This is a genomic window from Alicyclobacillus cycloheptanicus (genome assembly GCF_028751525.1).
Classification (GTDB): Bacteria; Bacillota; Bacilli; order Alicyclobacillales; family Alicyclobacillaceae; genus Alicyclobacillus_L; species Alicyclobacillus_L cycloheptanicus.
Window position 1 is genome coordinate 2,452,890 of record NZ_CP067097.1, and the last position, 15,863, is coordinate 2,468,752.

The window sequence follows — 15,863 nt, forward strand, 5'->3', positions numbered from 1 at the left end:
ATTACCATAGAATCTTGAGTGACTTACCATTCTATGGCGTCATCCTTGGGACGCGATGACCGGGGAATGCGCACATCTACGTGTCCAGCACGACAGGAGGGAGTTCGCAATGTCCCAAGATTCACAACCAGCACGTTCCGATTTGCGGCAAACACCGTCGCGCCCGTTGGACAGTGCCGACGCAGTCCGAAAGTTTATGTCTTCCCGGCGGAATTGGGTCCTCATCACCATTGCGCTCGGAATCTTATTGAACCCTTTGAACTCATCCATGATTTCAGTTGCCATCGCACGGCTCCAGAGCGTCTTTCACCTGACGTTTACGGATGCCTCATGGATCATTTCCACGTACTACCTCGCGAGTGCCATCGCCCAGCCTGTGATGGGGAAGGTGGCCGATCGCGTTGGCCGCAAGAAAGTCTTTCTCATTGGCCTGGTCCTCGCCGCGTTGTCATCACTGGCAGCGCCGTTCGCGCCGACCTTTACGTGGCTCATCGTGTTTCGGCTGATTCAGTCTGCCGGCAGCGGCGCCATTTTCCCCGCGGGGATGGCGATTGTGCGGCAGTGGATCACGGACCGCCAAGCTTCGGCGCTCGCCTTTCTCGGGATTTTTTCCTCCGGCGCCGCCGCATTTGGGCCGTCGATTGGCGGCTTCGTGATGCATTGGGGGGACTGGCCTGCACTGTTTATCGTCAACTTTCCGTTTATCATCATCTCGTTTGTGATGGCCCTCTGGCTGCTGCCGCCGGACCGGTTCGATCCCGTCCTGGCGAACCGCGGTGAGACAGTGAAGTCGCGGCTGGTGCCGCTGTTGATGCGTGATCTCGACGCGGTCGGCATCCTCAGCTTTGCCGCGACCATCGTGCTGCTTCTGGTCTTTTTGCTGTCTCTGTCCACACACCCGGTGTGGTGGACGGGGGCTGCAGGAGTGGCCGCACTGCTGTTCTTTGGCTGGCGCGAGCTGCGGGCGGCCAGGCCGTTCATCGACCTGCGGATGTTCCGGTCCAACAAAGCGTTTTCGTGGATTGAGATTCAGTTTGTGACCGTGAATCTGATTTTCTATTGTATCTTCTTCGGGATGCCGGAGTACCTGCAGGAGGCGGCGCATTTCAACGCCCAGCAGGCCGGTCTCATCATGCTGTGCGTGGCCGGGTCCAGCCTCATCGTGTCGCCGATTACGGGGCAGTGGGTGGAACGGTCGGGATCGCGCCCGCCATTGCTTCTGGCAGGCTTCTGTCTGACGGTCGGGTCCATCCTGTTTGTCACCTTGGGTGCGCACACGCCCATCATCTGGCTGCTCATCGTGCTGTTTATCCTCGGGCTCAGCAACGGGCTGAACAACATCGGCCTGCAGACGGCGCTGTTCGCGGTCGTCCCGGCGGCTACCATGGGGACGGCGTCCGGCCTGTTCATGACGGCGCGGTACATGGGCACCATTTTGTCGACGGTGCTGCTTGGATTCGTGTTCGAGCACGCGATTGGCGTGCGGGAAATCCACCGCCTCGGCATCATCGACGCAGTGTTCGGCGCGCTGGTTATTGTGATGAGCCTGCGCGTGCCGAAGGGACGGCATCGAAAGGCCCAGGCGTAAGGGAGGTGGGGTCGGGAGGCGGCGGGCCCCTTGGGTGCTTGCGGCCCCCACCTTGCCCCCTGGCCCGCTTCTGGCCCCCACCTTGCCCCCGCCTTGCCGCCCCGGCCGCTAAGGAACGAAAGGCGCCTTAAGGTCCGAGTGCTGCGCCGCTGGCTGGAGGCGAGGGAAGGAAAGGTGCCCTAAGTCGGAAGGTCCGGCTGTGCCGGACCCCCGATTAGGAACGAAAGGCGCCTTAAGGTTCGAGTGCCTGCGCCGCTGGCTGGAGGCGAGGGAAGGAAAGGTGCCCTAAGTCGGAAGGTCCGGCTGTGCCGGACCCCCGATTAGGAAGGAAAGGCGCCTTAAGGTTCGAGTGCCTGCGCCGCTGGCTGGAGGCGAGGGAAGGAAAGGCGCCTTAAGTCGGAAGGTCCGGCTGTGCCGGACCCCCACTAAGGAACGAAAGGCGCCTTAAGGTCCGAGTGCTCCCTCCCGCCTGGTGCTCCCTCCCGCCGGGTGCGCGTCCGGCTCACCGCCGCCACCGCCCCGGACGCCTCAACGCACTCCCTTGCTACTCCGCCGGGTTCGGTTCGCCCATCGGGCGCGATTTCCGCACACCCGGTTCACCATCGCCGTCCCGCTCGCTCGCGAAGGGCCAGAAGTGGGCCCGCCCCAGCACCGTCGCGGCCGCTGGCACGAAGAAGCCGAGCATCACCGCGAAGTAGAGCAGCAGGCCGATGATGACCGACATCCCGATTTCCACCAGCGACGAGACGCCGGCCGCGATCATCGAGCCAAACGTACCCGCCATGATCAAAGCGGCCGAGAAAATCACATTGCCCATATGCCCCATGGCCGTTTGGATCGCCTGCCTGGGGCTCAGCCCCCGGGCCATCTCCTCCTCATACCGCGACATCAGGAAGATGCTGTAGTCGACGCCCAGTGCGACCAGCAGCAGAAACACGAAGAACGGCACCGGCCAGCTGAGCCCAGGTTTGTGCAGCACATGCAGCGTAAGGGTCTGCAAAAGTCCCATCGTGACAAAGTACGTGCCCGCCAGCGACATGATGATGTACACCGGCGTCACGATGGACCGCAGCATCAACACCAGCAAAATGAAAATCGCGATGAGAATCAGCGCCACCGTCCGCGTAAAGTCCTGCGTGGAGATCTGGTTGAGCGCGGCCTGTGTCGGCGTCGTCCCCGCTGCGTAAATCGTGCCGGTATGCACCGGGCTGCTCTGCAGCGCGACCTGGGCTGCGTGTTCGATGCCCGGCACATCGTTGATGGCCGTCGACGAGTATGGGTTCGACGTCAGCACAATCGTGAACTTCGCGACATGACCGTCCGGCGAAATGTAGGCGTTCATCGCCTTCAGCAGGGACGCGTCCGATGTGACCGTCGAGGCCGGAACGTAAAACCCGGGATTGCCCTCGTGTTTCGCTGCCGACGATGACGTCAGGTATCCCTTCACCTGCGACACACCGCTGTTCAACTGGCCAATGCCTGACACCGCCTGATTCAGGCCAGGCGACAGCAGGCCGAGGGACGAGGTCAACGTCTGGATCCCGCCGGTGACCTGCTGACTGCCACTGGCCAACGCGCCCGTGCTGCTGGCCATTTTGCCGGCACCGCTGCTGACCGAAGCCGCACCGCTGGCGACGCTGTTCACGCCGTTCGCCACTTTGCCAGCACCCGTCGCTAACTGCGAGGCGCCGCCGGATGCCTGTGTGAGGCCCTGGTCGAGCTGGGTGGCGCCGGTGTTGAGTTTTGCGATGCCCGTCGCCAACTGCCCCGTATCCTGGTTGACCTGCGCTGCGGCGCCCGCCAGCTGCTGCGTGCCCGTCTGCTGGGCCTGTGCCAACTGCTCAATCTGTGTCCACTGCGGGTCGCTTTGCGCATCCGGGTGCGCCTGTGCCCAAGCCGCAAGCGCGTTCGCCAGTGCAGACGCGCTCTGCTGCAACTGCTGCGCGGCGTCCGACAGCTGACCCGTGCCGGACTGGAGTTGGTTCGCCGCTGTTGCGGACTGGCTCAGCCCCTGCGAAAGCTGGGAGGCGCCTTGCTCCGATTGCTGCAGGGCGGACGCCAGCTTCTGCAGGTTCGTCTGGAGCTGCGCTGCACCGTTCGCCGCCTGGCTCGCGCCGTTCGCCAGTTTGTTTGCCCCCGTCGACAGCGAAGAGAGGCCTGTGCCGAGCTGCTGAATGCCGGAGGTCACTTGCGCCGAGCCGCTGACCAGTTGGTTCGCGCTGCCGTGCGAACCGCCGCTCACCTTGGCGCCAGCAGCCCCGAGTTGGTTCTGCAGCTGAGTCAACCCATTTTGCACCTTGCCGAGGCCAGCCGCAGCCTGCTGGTTCTGGTTCGCAATCTGGAAGTCAGCCACCACTGCACCCGTGGGGCGCGTTGCGCTGTCCACCTGCGAGATGGAAGGGAGGCTGACCAGCGCGTTCGAGATGTTTTCGATCGTCGTTAAGCCGGCCGAGGTCCGCAGATTCGCCGACGTCTTCAACACAATCTGGCTCGGCATCACATTGCCAGGGCCGAATGCGTTCGACACCGTCTTAAACCCGGAGACAGACGGAGCGCTCGGAATGTCGTCCATCGGGTTGAACGTGCGGTCGTTCGTGAACAAAAGCGCGATCGGAATCAAGACGACACACAAGGCCAACAGCGTCCACCACGGCCGACGCGCCGCGATGCGGCTGGTTCCCGTCCAAAACCAGGACGGCTTGTGCGAGGCGCCCGGTTTCGGCCGGCGCGGCCAGTACATGGACGGCCCCAGCAGGCTCATGAGCGAAGGAATCAGGGTCAAGCAGGTAATCAGCGTGATCGCGACGCCAATCGCCACCCCCACAGCGCTGCGATAGAGCCCGAACTTGGCGAAGTAGAGCACCGCAAACGACACCAGCACCGTGGCGCCGCTGAACATCACAGTCTTCGAAACGGCCCCGACGGCGTCCGCCAGCGCGCGGACCTTGTCGCCGTGCTCCCGCGTCATCTCCTCGCGGAAGCGGTTCATGAGGATAATCGAATAGTCCGTGCCCGCGCCAAACAGAACAGCGATAAGGAACGTCTGCGTGAAGCTCGAGACCGGCAGGCCGCGCTCGGCCAGCCAGGCAACGACCCCCGAGGTGATGAGGAACGAGAGGCCGATGGAAATCAGCGTGACGAACGGCGCGATGACCGAGCGGAACACGAGCAGCAGGATGATGAGGACGAGCGCTACCGTGATGCCAGCCGTTTTATCCACACCCGACTGGGAAATTTGCATGTCGTCGAGCTGAATCGGCGCGTCCCCCGTGAAGTAGACCTTGACGTCGGACGGTGGTGCGTGAAACACGGTGTGCAGTTTCGTCAGCGCCGCTGACGTCTTGTCGTCGACATCGCTGGTGGGGAAGCCGACCAGCGCGATTTCCGTGGTGCCATCCTTGCTGACGAACGAGGACGCGAGGCTTTTGTCTGTGTTCGCGATGTCCTGCACGCTGTTGACACCGTACGCCCCGCGATGCGCGTCCACCTTGGCAAGCTGCGCCGCGAAGTACGACTTGTCAGCCGCCGTCAGCCCGTGCGGGTTGGTGATGGCGATGACAGCGGTGCTTGCGGAGGTATTGCCGGGATCGACCCGCTTCAGCAAGTTTTGGCCCGTGACGACGGGTGAACTGTTCGGCAGATAGGTGGTTTGCGTGTGGGAGACCACCTTGTTGAGGCTCGGCAGCAAGAACATCGACGCCGCGGTGACGACCAGCCAGAACGCGACAATCGGCCACCGAAGCCGTGTGATAAAGCGGGCGTAGCGAGCTGCAAATGACCGCTCTCCGTGTGGGTGTGTCTGTCTAGGATTCGGTGCTTGTGTCACGCTGATTCCCTCCGTTTTCTTGATTGAGCAGCGGCCCGGCCATGCCCTGAAGCAGCAAGCGTGCCAGGGCATCCACGGACGCAGTCGGGTTCATGTGCTCGGCGTCGACAATCCACGCCAGTGTCAGTCCGTCAAACAGCGCCAGCACCATCCGCCCAATCGTGGCTGGGTCGACGGCGTCCGTCAGCAAGCCCCGCCGCTGCAGGGATTCAATCAACGGCAAGGCTTCGGCGAGCGCCCGCTGGCGCACCTCGCGCATACTCATCTCGACGGCCTCGTCCCGCGTCGACGAGACAAATTCAAAGAACAACATGGCCTGGCTGCGGTCGGCCGTCAGCCGCTCCAATTCTGTCCGCAGCCAGGCGACCACCGCTTGAGGTCGATTGTCCGACTCGGCGATGGCCTCGAATTCGTTCGGCAGCAAACGTACATGTTCGAACACGTTTCGTTCCAAGATAGACAGAAACAAGTCACTCTTGCTCGCGAAGTGCCAGTAGACCGCGCCCTTCGTCAGCCCTGCCGCGGCGGCCACATCGTCCAACGACGAGCCGGAATACCCTTTTTCCGCGAAAACCCGTTCGGCTGCGGTCAGGATGCGCGATCGCGTGTCGTTCAATTCCATCCCGGTCGAGGCCTGCTCGGCCCGGAGGAGCGAACGCAAGTGCTCCCGCGGCCCGAGGTGGCGGCGCACGGTGGTCCAGTGAACATTCGCCTTGCGCGCGATGTCCGCATACCCGATTTGGTCGGCCGGACGCTCCCGGGCCAATTCGTACGCGGCGTCGAGGATGACCTGGCGCAAATCGTTGTCCATCCTCCGCGACCTCCCATCGTTTCCACTGCGTCCTCATGCATGTCAGGCTTTGTTCGTGCCTTTGTTCACCCATTGGTTCACGCTTAGATACGCAGACGTATGACATACGAATACTAAAGAGTATGTAAATGTTATAGCACCACTGTCACGGAAAGGCAAACTACAGGCACAACAAAGGCAAACCGCTGGCCCGGACGATTTTTGGCCCCGGTTTTGACAGGACTTCGAAGGTGCCTGTCGAATCTTTGCAGAGTGGGTGACCGCTTTCCGGATGACTGTTTGGCAGACGTCCGCGGTCAACCAGCGCCCATCCACGGGATGATCGATGAACCAAATCGAAATGCGAGGTTTCAAAATGGACGACACAAACAAGACCGAGCGCGACAGAAATCTCGATCGGACAGAACACGACACATCGGGTGCCGAGGAGGACGCGATAGGGAGTGGCAAAGGAACGGGGGGCGAGCCCTGTCACGAGGGACGGTCCGGCGACCGGCGCCGCGTATCGCGAGACGATGCGTTTCTCGACCAATTCGAGCAGTTGACCATGGAACTTTCAGCGGCCCTACTGGAGGCGGACACAGAACGAATTCGTCACTTGGTGGCCGAGTCATCTACCTGTATTCGCAAAATTTCTGAGTGTGCGTGGCGGGATGAAGACTTTTGCGATCGCGCCCGCGCGCGCTTGGCGGCGCTCGAACCACTGCGCGACCGGAACGACCAATTGCTGGAGCAGCTGTCGATGAAAGTGGCAGAGTGGCAGCGGTGAATCCGCACCGTCACTGCATGAACAAAGGAAACGGCGGTTATGGCCGTACTGTACGATGCCATCCGCGGATGCGAGAGACGGCGAGGGGAAACCCTCGCCGGATTCATCCTGCACGGGAAGCTTACAGAGACCGGTCAACCAGGATACCGGCTGAGTTCATGTTTCCCTGTTCCATCTGCCGTATGGCTTGCGCGGGAATTTCAAACAAAATTTGTCCGGTATTCTTGTCGACGACGTTCAGCCAGACTTCACCGGGGTGTTTCTGTGTGTCAAACTCCACCTGCAGGGAAGCATTTCCTGTTTTTTGTGCGAGTTGTTCGACTGCCCTCGAGAATATGGACAGACTTCCAGGCGAAACGGACGTTTTTGACGGATTCGACAGTTCGCCAGCGTCCGGCCGATTCGCTTCACTTGCTGGCCGCGTCGGATCCGCTGCTGACCGCGGCGCTTCGGCTGCCGGAACCTGTGGAACATACATTCCGATGATACTGCTCATCGTCATCGCCCTCTCGAGCTAATCTGGGGACGGCGAAGAATCGTGCGGAATCTTGATGTACGCTCGTTCATTCGAGGCTGCGCTCGACGCTTGCGCCCAAGTCGTTGCCCAACTGTCCCAGAATTCCAGCATGGCGGAATACTCATCGGGGACTACACTGGGATCTAAAAACCATTGTACCAGGATATTGTAATAATATGAATACGTTGCATCCGTTTTTTGCGAGACCTCCAAGCTCATATCGAGGGAGGAACGTAAAAACGCAATAATATCCTCTGTGTATTGAATGTGCTTGCGCGCGTTGATGGTGTCGCCATTGGCCGCAAACTCAGCGGCCTGGCGCGTAAACACGCCAGCCTGTCGATGAAGCTGCGAAAGCAATACATGCAGGGGCGTCGTGTACACGGATGACCTTCGATAGGCATCATGCGGATTCAATGCAAAGCACCTCCGGCTGCTTGTGCATTCGACATTTGGTTGAGCAAATCGACCGGATTCACCTGCGGGTGTACCACGGCTGAAGCGTTCTTAATCGCTTCTGACTCAGGAAATCGCTTCTTTCCCTCATAAACAACATGCCGAGCCCCTTGGATGTCATGGTTCGCGAGCGCTACATCGCAGGACAACAGAACCTGCGTCACGGTTTGCGAAAATTGCTTTGCCTTGGCGACCCAATGGGATGCACCCGCAAAATCCTTCTGTTTGAAGCAGCGCAGGGCATTCTGCTCACACTCGTACACGGTGCCCCCTGGCCAGTCCACTTCCTCCAGCACCTGTCCGACCGGAGAATGCTTCAGGTACAGCCACACGTCGTGCAAACCCGTCGCAAAAGGCAGCCATTTCCGCAGCAAGTTGGTGCATCGCATTGCGGCCAGGTCTCTGGCGACAAATTGGATACCCCACCGTGCGTCGTCCGAAGTGGTCAGGAGTCGATGCGTTTTCACGATATATTCACCGCGCACGCCGCCCTTCGCCAGAGACGCCAATGCTGCTTGCTCATCACCAAGTTCGAGTTGCCGCAGTCCGAGCAGGTACCAGTTGAATTCATGCGGGGACTCGTGAACGTGGGCCTCCATGCGGTCAATCCCCTCTTGGACGAGGGTCGCCATTTCCGCGCGCTGGGTCATTTCCGACGCACCGAATGCTGCCTTGGCTCGTTCGATCACGCCGTCCGCCCCCGCGATGCCGCGAATCGCATAGGTCTCGGCGTACATCCCGTACGTCATGCCGTCCACGATTCGGGATTCGATGTGCTCTTTCAGGAAATCGCCGACGGGGGGCAGGAGATACACGAGCTGCACGACGCAGGACGAAAGGGTCGGGTTCTCCAGAAAGGCCTGCAGGTACCACTTTCTCGCGACGATGTCGTCGCCAAGCCACGACCACACAGTGCCCAGGTCCATGGCAGCAAAATAGGTCCCCATGCCTTCTGTGAACTCAATCAGTCCCTGTTTTGTATCCCCTTGTTTTCGACAAGCCATCAAAACGCGCTCCGCGCCCTGCCAGTCTCCTTGCTGCATCAGCATGGTGGCATAGTGCCGCTTCAAATCGGTAAACCAGGGAAAGTACTCGATGCCTTCCGCGGCATGCTGAAGGGCGCGTTCCTTTTCGTTGATTTCCCAGAGTGCGCCGATCCAGTGCAGGTGAATACGCGCTGCGAAGTTTGGCCAGTTCTGCACAGGCGTGCGCTTGAGCATTCGAAATGTCGTGTCACCCAGTTCTGCCGCTTGTTGAAACTGTCGCGTAATGATGTACTCAGCCATCAAATTGGACCGGTGGAACAAATTTTCTGGGTCCTGGCTGAGTTCTTTTTCCAGCAGGATGGTGTTGCGCTCGGATTTCGCTCTTTTCCGTACAAATTCCTCGGTGTAGCCAACGTGATGTAAGTCCAGGTCAAAACTCGTAATCGGTTTACCGGTTTTTTCGACGGAGTAGGCGATTTGCTCATGGATCGACCCCGAATAATAGTGTCCGCGGCGAAACAGCCGCATCACGCGAATCGGCATGATTTTGGTGATGTTTTGCAGCGAACCCATATAGTTTTTTTGCGTGACGAGGACACCTTCGGCAGACGTTTCTTGAAGGAAGGCGCGCAAGCCGAGTTTCTTTTGCTCATCCAGGTATTCATCCGCATCAATCACCAAAATCCATTCACCATTGGCATGGCGAAGGGATTCGTTTCGGGCGTGGGCGAAATTGTTGTCCCATGCAAAGGGGAAGACCCTTGCACCATGCGCCTCTGCAATCTCAACCGTTCGATCGGTGGAACCAGTATCCACCACGATAATTTCATCGGCCACACCGGAGAGTGACGCCAGGCACCTTTCCAATGTTGCCTCTTCATTTTTGACAATCATGCAAGCAGACAATAGCAAGTTGGTTACACCCTTTACCGTGAGAAGTCTATTCGTGTTTCGCGGCCACTGCGCCGCGCCGAAACGACGCGTAGGAACGATGAACATGCGCTGAAGACTGCAGGGCGTGCAGCTGTTCGGACACCATCCGAATGGAGTCGTCAATCATCGTCTGCAGTTCGGATGCATCCGCCAGCAACTCGCTCGTATCGGTGTCATCGTTTGCCCCTAACTGTTCGACAAGCTGGGCAATCAGGGTCGACCGTCGTTCCATGGCAAGGAAGACGTTCTGAAAGTCCTTTTGTTCGAGCGCTGCGGTCACTTCCGCATAGTTGGCGCGAATTTTACGAAGATGTTCCTGGACATCCATTTTCCCACCTGCTCGTGTCGCAAATCACTGCGTCTGCACACCATGATTAACTGTTGGATGAACTGCTGGAACTGCTTGAGCCGCTTGAACTGCTCGAGCTGCTGCTCGTACTCGAACCTGTTACGCCGGAGAACAGGGAGCTGAGCAAGGACATTTGTGCCTGCGCATGCTGCAGACTTGCGTTGAGTGCGTTCAATTGTGCCGTAAAGTTGGCAATGCGGTTCGCGATTTCCTGATTGACCTGGTTCAAATACTGATTGATATTGTTTGTCTGCGTTTGCAGGGATGTGAGCTCGTTTGGAATCATCCCCTGGATGCTGCCAAAGCCGAGGTACTGGTCGAGCGTGTTGTTGAGGTTCCCAAGAACACCTGACTGTGGGATGACCGTGGCGAGTGTGGTGTTGGGCACAACGCCAAACAACGCTTCGACGTCGGAGGGGTTTTGCTCCAGCGCGTTTTGGAACATGGTTTGGCCGTCTTGCAAGGAACCGCCAAACGTTTTGCCGTTGATGGTGAACCCAGATGACGATTGGAATTCCAGGTGACCCGTATTGGGGTCAACGACGATGCCAATCGCCGACAGCGATTGGAGTTTCGAGCTGGAGACCAGCGAGTTGAGCGCATTTGGCAGCTGCGCCAAAAGCCCGGTTGCGGTCGCGTCACCAGACAGGGGGCCGGATGATGCAGCTGAGGACGCCGTCGCTGGAGTATAGGCTGTATCTTTGTTCAACAGGTCGATGACATTGTTATAGGCCGTCATCCAATTCTGGACAGAAGAAACAACATCCGAAGTATTCTGGGTGACGCTGAGGGTGCCGGTTCCAGACGATAGGGCGGTCAGGGTCACGCCGGGAATCACGTTCGAAAACGTGTTGGTGGAAGAAGTAATGGTCGTGCCTCCCACGACAATCGTGGCATCTTGCGCGGATTCCGTTGTCTGGAGATTCAGCGAGGAGATGAAGTCTCCCGTGACATCCGACACGGTGAACGCCGCATCCGCTCCCGTCGACTTACTGGCAAAGGCGAGTTGATTGTTGCCCATCACGAATGCTTCTACACCCGTCGTGGGTGTCTGTTCATTGATGGCAGCAATAATGTCGCTGAGACGCTCCCCTTCGGTGACGTCGATGGTCACCGATGCGGTTCCGGAGGTGCCGGCGTTGTAGTTGATGGAAAATGTTCCGCTGGCGGACGCGGTCGTGACACTGGCGGCGGCTACGGTAACCTGATTTTGCGCGAGATTCGTGATGGTCACGCCAAAAGACGAAACCAGTGCGCCTGCTCCTGCGGACACGGTGAACGCCGATGTGTTCGAAGACACTGCATTCACAGGGGTCCAGGTCTGGGCGCTGGCGAGCGATTGCGTCGCGGTCTGGAGTTGCTGTAAAGCCGTCTGCAGAGAATTCAACGCGCTCGTCTGATTCGAGATGGTGGTCAACTCCGCATCCGGTTCGGACGTTAACTCCTGCGTCAGAATTTGCTGTTCTTCTGAGGCGTATGTTTGTACAGGTACGCCGTTTCCGGTAACGTTCGGAATGGAGTTCAACTGCTGTTGCAACTGTTGCAATGACACAGACATGAAGGCTCACCCCTTTATGATTCGGCAGATTAACCGTTTGGCAAATAGTTCAGCAGACTCGGCAGCAAGATTTGTGCGCCAATTTGCAATGCGGCTTCATACACAGTCTGGACCGTCGAGTATTTCGTAAGCACAGTGGCCATATCTGCGTTTTCGAGATTGCCTTGCTGCGTGGTGAGGGACTGAACATAGGTCGACATTTGGTTTTGCACGGCCGTCATGCTTTGAATGCGTGTTCCCAGGTCCGCATTCACACTGGTCATGTAATTGGTGTTGGCCTGCAGGTCACTGAAATACGACTGCAGGGACTGCACCAGCGATTGGTACTGCGATGACGTCGATCCACTGGACGCTTCCTGCGTCATGGCGGATAGGGTATTGACGATATTGGCCAGGGTGGACTGCAGGTCACCTGAAGCTCCCGGCGGAACGGTGTGAAAAAGGTCAGCGGCCGTAACATTGACCGGAATGGCAACCCCCTGTGACACCTCGTAGTTCATTTTTGATGCCGCTCCCGCGCTCGGCGCCAGGACATCCGTTTGCTGGTAGGAAAGCGTCCCCGACGCACCCGGTGACACCTGAAATACGTTGCCAAGGGTCAGGCTGAGACTGCCGCCGTTTGTGTCAGACAAAGTGATGGTCGCCCCGCTGCTTGAACCCGAAGGGATGGTGCCGCTTGCCACGACGGTTCCGCTTTGGGTCTCCAACTGGATGGTTCCGCTCTGGATGGAGCCATCCGACTGAATGGAGGACGCAGTCAGCACAAGCTTATACGTTGTATTCGCATCGAGCAGGCCATTTGGGTCCTGGAGGGAGGACGCAATCGGCTGCGGTGCCGCAGACTGCGATACCCCGGAGGAGCCGTTTCCACTGCCGGGCGCCTCATAGAAACTTGTCGAATTCCCCGTGGTCAGCAGCGTGCCAGAAGCGATGTCAGACGCAGCGACATTGGTCTGTGTGCCGGAGAAGAGAAAACTACCGCTCTGCGATGCATTGACATCGTCGTAGATCTGATTGACCAACTGCTGCGTCGTTGTGGTCAGTGCCTGCAAATCGGCTGCGTTGGCGCTGGTGCTGCTCAGTGCTTCCGTAACGTTGGCCTGGACGGATTGCAAGGTCGTGATCATGTTCTGTATGGTGGAACTTGTATTGTTCATCCAAGCCAAGCCATTGGTAATGACCCCTTGGTATGCTGTGGACTGCGCCAGTGTTGCGCGGATGGCCATATCCTGAGAGACAGCCAAGGGATTGTCGGAAGGCTCATTCAATAACTTTCCAGTCGAAGATTCGTTTTGGTCCGTTTGAATCTGCTGGCTGATGTTTGAAAGGTTATATAAGAATTGCTGTGTCAACATGCTCTGCGTAACACGCATCCAACCCAAACCTCCTCACGACGATGATTCGTTCCCGCTGTCAAGTTCCCGAAACCATGTTAATGAGCGTTTGCAGCATGGAATCCACGATGCTGATGAACTTCGCGGCGGCGTCGTAACTGTTTTGAAACTGGACCATCAATGTTTCCTGTTGATTCGCGTCGACTCCTTCAATCGACTGACGCATCGAAGAAGATTGCTGCGCAAGCGAGTTCGCCGTGCTCTCAGAGGACGAGACGGAATTCGCTTCGATCCCGACGTTGGATACCATCTGCGCAATGCCCTGATCGAACGTTCCGTTGTTGTAGGCACTCGCATCGTTCTGCAGTGCCACCATGGCCAGTGCGTTGGTGTTGTCCCCAGGTTGGTTCGCGTACGCAGAAGCAGCCACGTCACTTGCTGTAATGGTGGTCGAATTGTTTGCCACCATGTCCGTCTGTGTGTATGTATAGGGACCTGCTTGTCCCGATACAGGCGCTGGTGTAAACAAGGCAGAGGCTGGACTGAGATTGAAACTCAATGTCTCGTTGGTTGCCGGGTCACCCACTGTGATGGCGGTGCCATTTGCAAGCTGCGATGCGGTCAACGTCACCGGCTGTCCAATGGGGTTTCCAGACTCATCCTCCAATTGCACCGTTCCACCCGTCAGTGCACCCGTGTCATCGTACGAGGCGGCATAGGCCACCTGAACCGGTACACCAGACAAGCCCGATCCGCTTGAAAACCCTGAGCCAATCGAAACCTTTGGATTTGCCTGCGTGCCGCCCGAACCGGTACCGACGTAGGAGTGCAAGGACAAGACCACGTTGCCTGCGGCGTCCTCGTTCACATCGAACAGCGGCGGGGTGGAGGCTATGGGCTGACCATCTGACGTCGTGGCGCCGTATCCCTGCTGCTGGATGGCATTGACCTGCGAGGCGAAGCTGGTCAAAAATCCATTCATCTCCGACAACAAATTTTGTGTATCCGCCACGATCTGTTGGTTGCCGGCAATCGAACCCGACGTGACTTGCGGCAGGTTCGCGAGCGTGAGCGGGGTCACACCGCCAGTCGCCGAAACCATCGCGATGTTTCCCAAGGAAACCGACACAGCGCCATTCGATGCTTCATCATAAGAGATATTGGCCAGCTGCGACATCTCGTCGAGAATCGAATCTCGCTGGTCAAGCAGCGCATTCGCATTTTGCCCGAAGGAGTTTGCAGACACGATTTGCTGGTTGAGTTGATTGATTTGCTGCGCGTATTCATTCAGCTGTCCAAGCTGCCCTCCGGGCGGCGTGAACGTGTCTGTTTGCGTATACGGCAGGGTCGATCCCGGCGGAACGAGTGTACTTGGGTCTGGAATTTGAGCGCTGACTAAGAGCCCGTTGCTGCTGCCCAGTGTGTAGGTGCCTGCGCCCGTGATGGCGACGGGGGAGCCGATGTTATTGCCGTTCGCGTCTTGCAACTGAACGGTATAAGCGGTAGAACCGTCGCTGGAAGTCGCGTGAAACGAGAGCTTATACGTATCGGAGGCTGACTGTGGTGCATTCAACACCTCGACGTCGCTGGCAATCGGCGATGCGGCACCACTTTGCATTGTGTAACTCGGTGTCCCTTCGATCACAGCCAACGTGCTGGACTGCAATTGTTCCAGCCGTGAGGTGACGGTGCTGAATGTCTGGCCAAGCATCTGCGCCTGCGTCAGAACCGACTGCCTTGCGGCTGTATCAGACGGGGAGCCGGACAGGGTTTGCCAAGCCGTGAAAAATTGGTCGAGGGCATTCTGCATGCCATTTGAGCTCGGCTCGTTGAGAATGCCCTGAATTTCCGTCAGCCCTGTGGAGTGTGTGGCGTACATTTGATAGGCGCCTTGATTCAAGCGGTCCTGTTGGTCAATATAAGCACTGGTTTGACGCGTGACAGAACTGACCAAAACGCCTTGCCCCACTTGTCCGGCGATGGTGTTTTCGCCGAGCGGCGGGTATGGCGTGGCCTCGACCATGTTGGCCGTCTCTTGCACATATCCAGGCGTATTCTGGTTGGCGATGTTGTTGGAAACCACGTTCTCGGCTTGGTTCATGGCATCCAAGGCGTTCACACCAATGTTTAAACCGAAAAAGGTTGAAAGTCCCATAGTGACCCCCGTCCTGTCCTACCCAAGCGCGGAATAGGATGGCTGTCGATGAAGTTGCGATAAGAAAAACTGAGACACTTGAAGCGCCTGTCCAATCAACGCTTGCTGGCGTTGAATCTGCGACGAGATCTCCAGTAATTTTGTGCGGTGTTCACTCGTCAACTGGTCTTTTGGGAAGTTCGAAACCCACTCACATTGCATGGCCACGAGTGTGCTGACACACTCTGCATCTCCGTGGACAAGCGCATCGAATAACTCGGCGTTGATTTTATCGATTTGGTCAAAGGCGTCATGGATTGTATTCATATGCGACCCCCGTGTTGTACGGCATCAGCGGATGAGCGACAGGACAGACTGTTATTCCTTCAGCGCGCCGCTTCCGATGATTGCCTTCGCCAGGCTGCCGAAGTCCACCGAGAATTGACCATTCTTGATTTGCGTCCGAATCTGGTCAATTTGTTGACTCCGGCTCGCCGGGTCTTGCGAGACACGCTGACGATCGGATGGAGCGCCGGATGGATTGGGCGCTGAGATTCTGTTGGGATTCAGCGGATTAATAGGCGGAATCACTGGTGATCGCC

13 protein-coding genes are annotated in these 15,863 nt (G+C 58.1%); 2 read left to right on the forward strand and 11 right to left on the reverse strand.

Features of this window, described 5'->3' with window-relative positions; genetic code table 11:
• Nucleotides 1–109 precede the first annotated feature (109 nt).
• On the forward strand, nucleotides 110–1,588 hold the full coding sequence (locus tag JI721_RS11225) for an MFS transporter (protein ID WP_274454972.1): 1,479 nt from the start codon (nucleotides 110–112) through the stop codon (nucleotides 1,586–1,588).
• A gap of 544 nt (nucleotides 1,589–2,132) precedes the next feature.
• Here JI721_RS11225 and JI721_RS11230 read toward each other — a convergent pair.
• Nucleotides 2,133–5,414 carry an MMPL family transporter gene (locus JI721_RS11230; protein WP_274454973.1) on the reverse strand — a complete coding sequence of 1,094 codons (3,282 nt, stop codon included), beginning with the start codon at nucleotides 5,412–5,414 and terminating at the stop codon, nucleotides 2,133–2,135.
• Complete coding sequence (locus JI721_RS11235; RefSeq protein ID WP_274454974.1) at nucleotides 5,392–6,225, reverse strand: TetR/AcrR family transcriptional regulator; 834 nt, start codon at nucleotides 6,223–6,225, stop codon at nucleotides 5,392–5,394. The genes JI721_RS11230 and JI721_RS11235 overlap by 23 nt, the downstream gene beginning before the upstream one ends.
• 355 nt (nucleotides 6,226–6,580) lie before the next feature.
• Between JI721_RS11235 and JI721_RS11240 the strand changes: the two genes are divergently transcribed.
• A complete protein-coding gene (locus JI721_RS11240) occupies nucleotides 6,581–6,994 on the forward strand; it encodes a hypothetical protein (protein WP_274454975.1) in 414 nt (137 codons plus the stop codon).
• 121 nt (nucleotides 6,995–7,115) lie between these two features.
• On the opposite strand, the gene JI721_RS11245 is transcribed toward JI721_RS11240, so the two are convergent.
• The 9 genes from JI721_RS11245 to JI721_RS11285 all read right to left on the reverse strand — a co-directional run bounded on the left by JI721_RS11245 (nucleotide 7,116) and on the right by JI721_RS11285 (nucleotide 15,852).
• Nucleotides 7,116–7,490: a flagellar protein FlaG gene (locus JI721_RS11245; RefSeq protein WP_274454976.1), complete on the reverse strand. Its 375-nt coding sequence runs from the start codon at nucleotides 7,488–7,490 to the stop codon at nucleotides 7,116–7,118.
• An 18-nt stretch (nucleotides 7,491–7,508) separates the two neighbouring features.
• On the reverse strand, nucleotides 7,509–7,928 hold the full coding sequence (locus JI721_RS11250; RefSeq protein ID WP_274454977.1) for a flagellar protein FliS: 420 nt from the start codon (nucleotides 7,926–7,928) through the stop codon (nucleotides 7,509–7,511).
• Nucleotides 7,925–9,820, reverse strand: coding sequence for a tetratricopeptide repeat-containing glycosyltransferase family 2 protein (locus JI721_RS11255; RefSeq protein ID WP_274454978.1), 1,896 nt, complete (start codon nucleotides 9,818–9,820; stop codon nucleotides 7,925–7,927). Before JI721_RS11255 ends, JI721_RS11250 begins: the two co-directional genes overlap by 4 nt.
• A gap of 73 nt (nucleotides 9,821–9,893) precedes the next feature.
• On the reverse strand, nucleotides 9,894–10,214 hold the full coding sequence (locus tag JI721_RS11260) for a hypothetical protein (protein WP_274454979.1): 321 nt from the start codon (nucleotides 10,212–10,214) through the stop codon (nucleotides 9,894–9,896).
• A gap of 46 nt (nucleotides 10,215–10,260) precedes the next feature.
• Nucleotides 10,261–11,793: a flagellar filament capping protein FliD gene (gene fliD, locus JI721_RS11265; protein ID WP_274454980.1), complete on the reverse strand. Its 1,533-nt coding sequence runs from the start codon at nucleotides 11,791–11,793 to the stop codon at nucleotides 10,261–10,263.
• Nucleotides 11,794–11,822: 29 nt separating this feature from the next.
• The gene (locus tag JI721_RS11270) at nucleotides 11,823–13,166 is read right to left on the reverse strand and encodes a flagellin N-terminal helical domain-containing protein (RefSeq protein WP_274454981.1); all 1,344 of its coding nucleotides are present in this window, start codon (nucleotides 13,164–13,166) and stop codon (nucleotides 11,823–11,825) included.
• A gap of 40 nt (nucleotides 13,167–13,206) precedes the next feature.
• Nucleotides 13,207–15,282: a flagellar hook-associated protein FlgK gene (locus JI721_RS11275; protein ID WP_274454982.1), complete on the reverse strand. Its 2,076-nt coding sequence runs from the start codon at nucleotides 15,280–15,282 to the stop codon at nucleotides 13,207–13,209.
• A gap of 18 nt (nucleotides 15,283–15,300) precedes the next feature.
• Nucleotides 15,301–15,588, reverse strand: coding sequence for a hypothetical protein (locus JI721_RS11280; protein ID WP_274454983.1), 288 nt, complete (start codon nucleotides 15,586–15,588; stop codon nucleotides 15,301–15,303).
• Between the two features lie 51 nt (nucleotides 15,589–15,639).
• Nucleotides 15,640–15,852: a flagellar biosynthesis anti-sigma factor FlgM gene (locus JI721_RS11285; protein WP_274454984.1), complete on the reverse strand. Its 213-nt coding sequence runs from the start codon at nucleotides 15,850–15,852 to the stop codon at nucleotides 15,640–15,642.
• Between the last annotated feature and the right edge of the window lie 11 nt (nucleotides 15,853–15,863).

Excerpts from the sequence above, each read along its gene's own strand:
- JI721_RS11225 (WP_274454972.1), top strand. The coding sequence starts at position 110 with ATGTCCCAAGATTCACAACCAGCACGTTCCGATTTGCGGCAAACACCG.
- JI721_RS11235 (WP_274454974.1), bottom strand. The coding sequence starts at position 6,225 with ATGGACAACGATTTGCGCCAGGTCATCCTCGACGCCGCGTACGAATTG.
- JI721_RS11240 (WP_274454975.1), top strand. The coding sequence starts at position 6,581 with ATGGACGACACAAACAAGACCGAGCGCGACAGAAATCTCGATCGGACA.
- JI721_RS11245 (WP_274454976.1), bottom strand. The coding sequence starts at position 7,490 with ATGAGCAGTATCATCGGAATGTATGTTCCACAGGTTCCGGCAGCCGAA.
- JI721_RS11260 (WP_274454979.1), bottom strand. The coding sequence starts at position 10,214 with ATGGATGTCCAGGAACATCTTCGTAAAATTCGCGCCAACTATGCGGAA.
- fliD (WP_274454980.1), bottom strand. The coding sequence starts at position 11,793 with ATGTCTGTGTCATTGCAACAGTTGCAACAGCAGTTGAACTCCATTCCG.
- JI721_RS11270 (WP_274454981.1), bottom strand. The coding sequence starts at position 13,166 with ATGCGTGTTACGCAGAGCATGTTGACACAGCAATTCTTATATAACCTT.
- JI721_RS11275 (WP_274454982.1), bottom strand. The coding sequence starts at position 15,282 with ATGGGACTTTCAACCTTTTTCGGTTTAAACATTGGTGTGAACGCCTTG.
- JI721_RS11280 (WP_274454983.1), bottom strand. The coding sequence starts at position 15,588 with ATGAATACAATCCATGACGCCTTTGACCAAATCGATAAAATCAACGCC.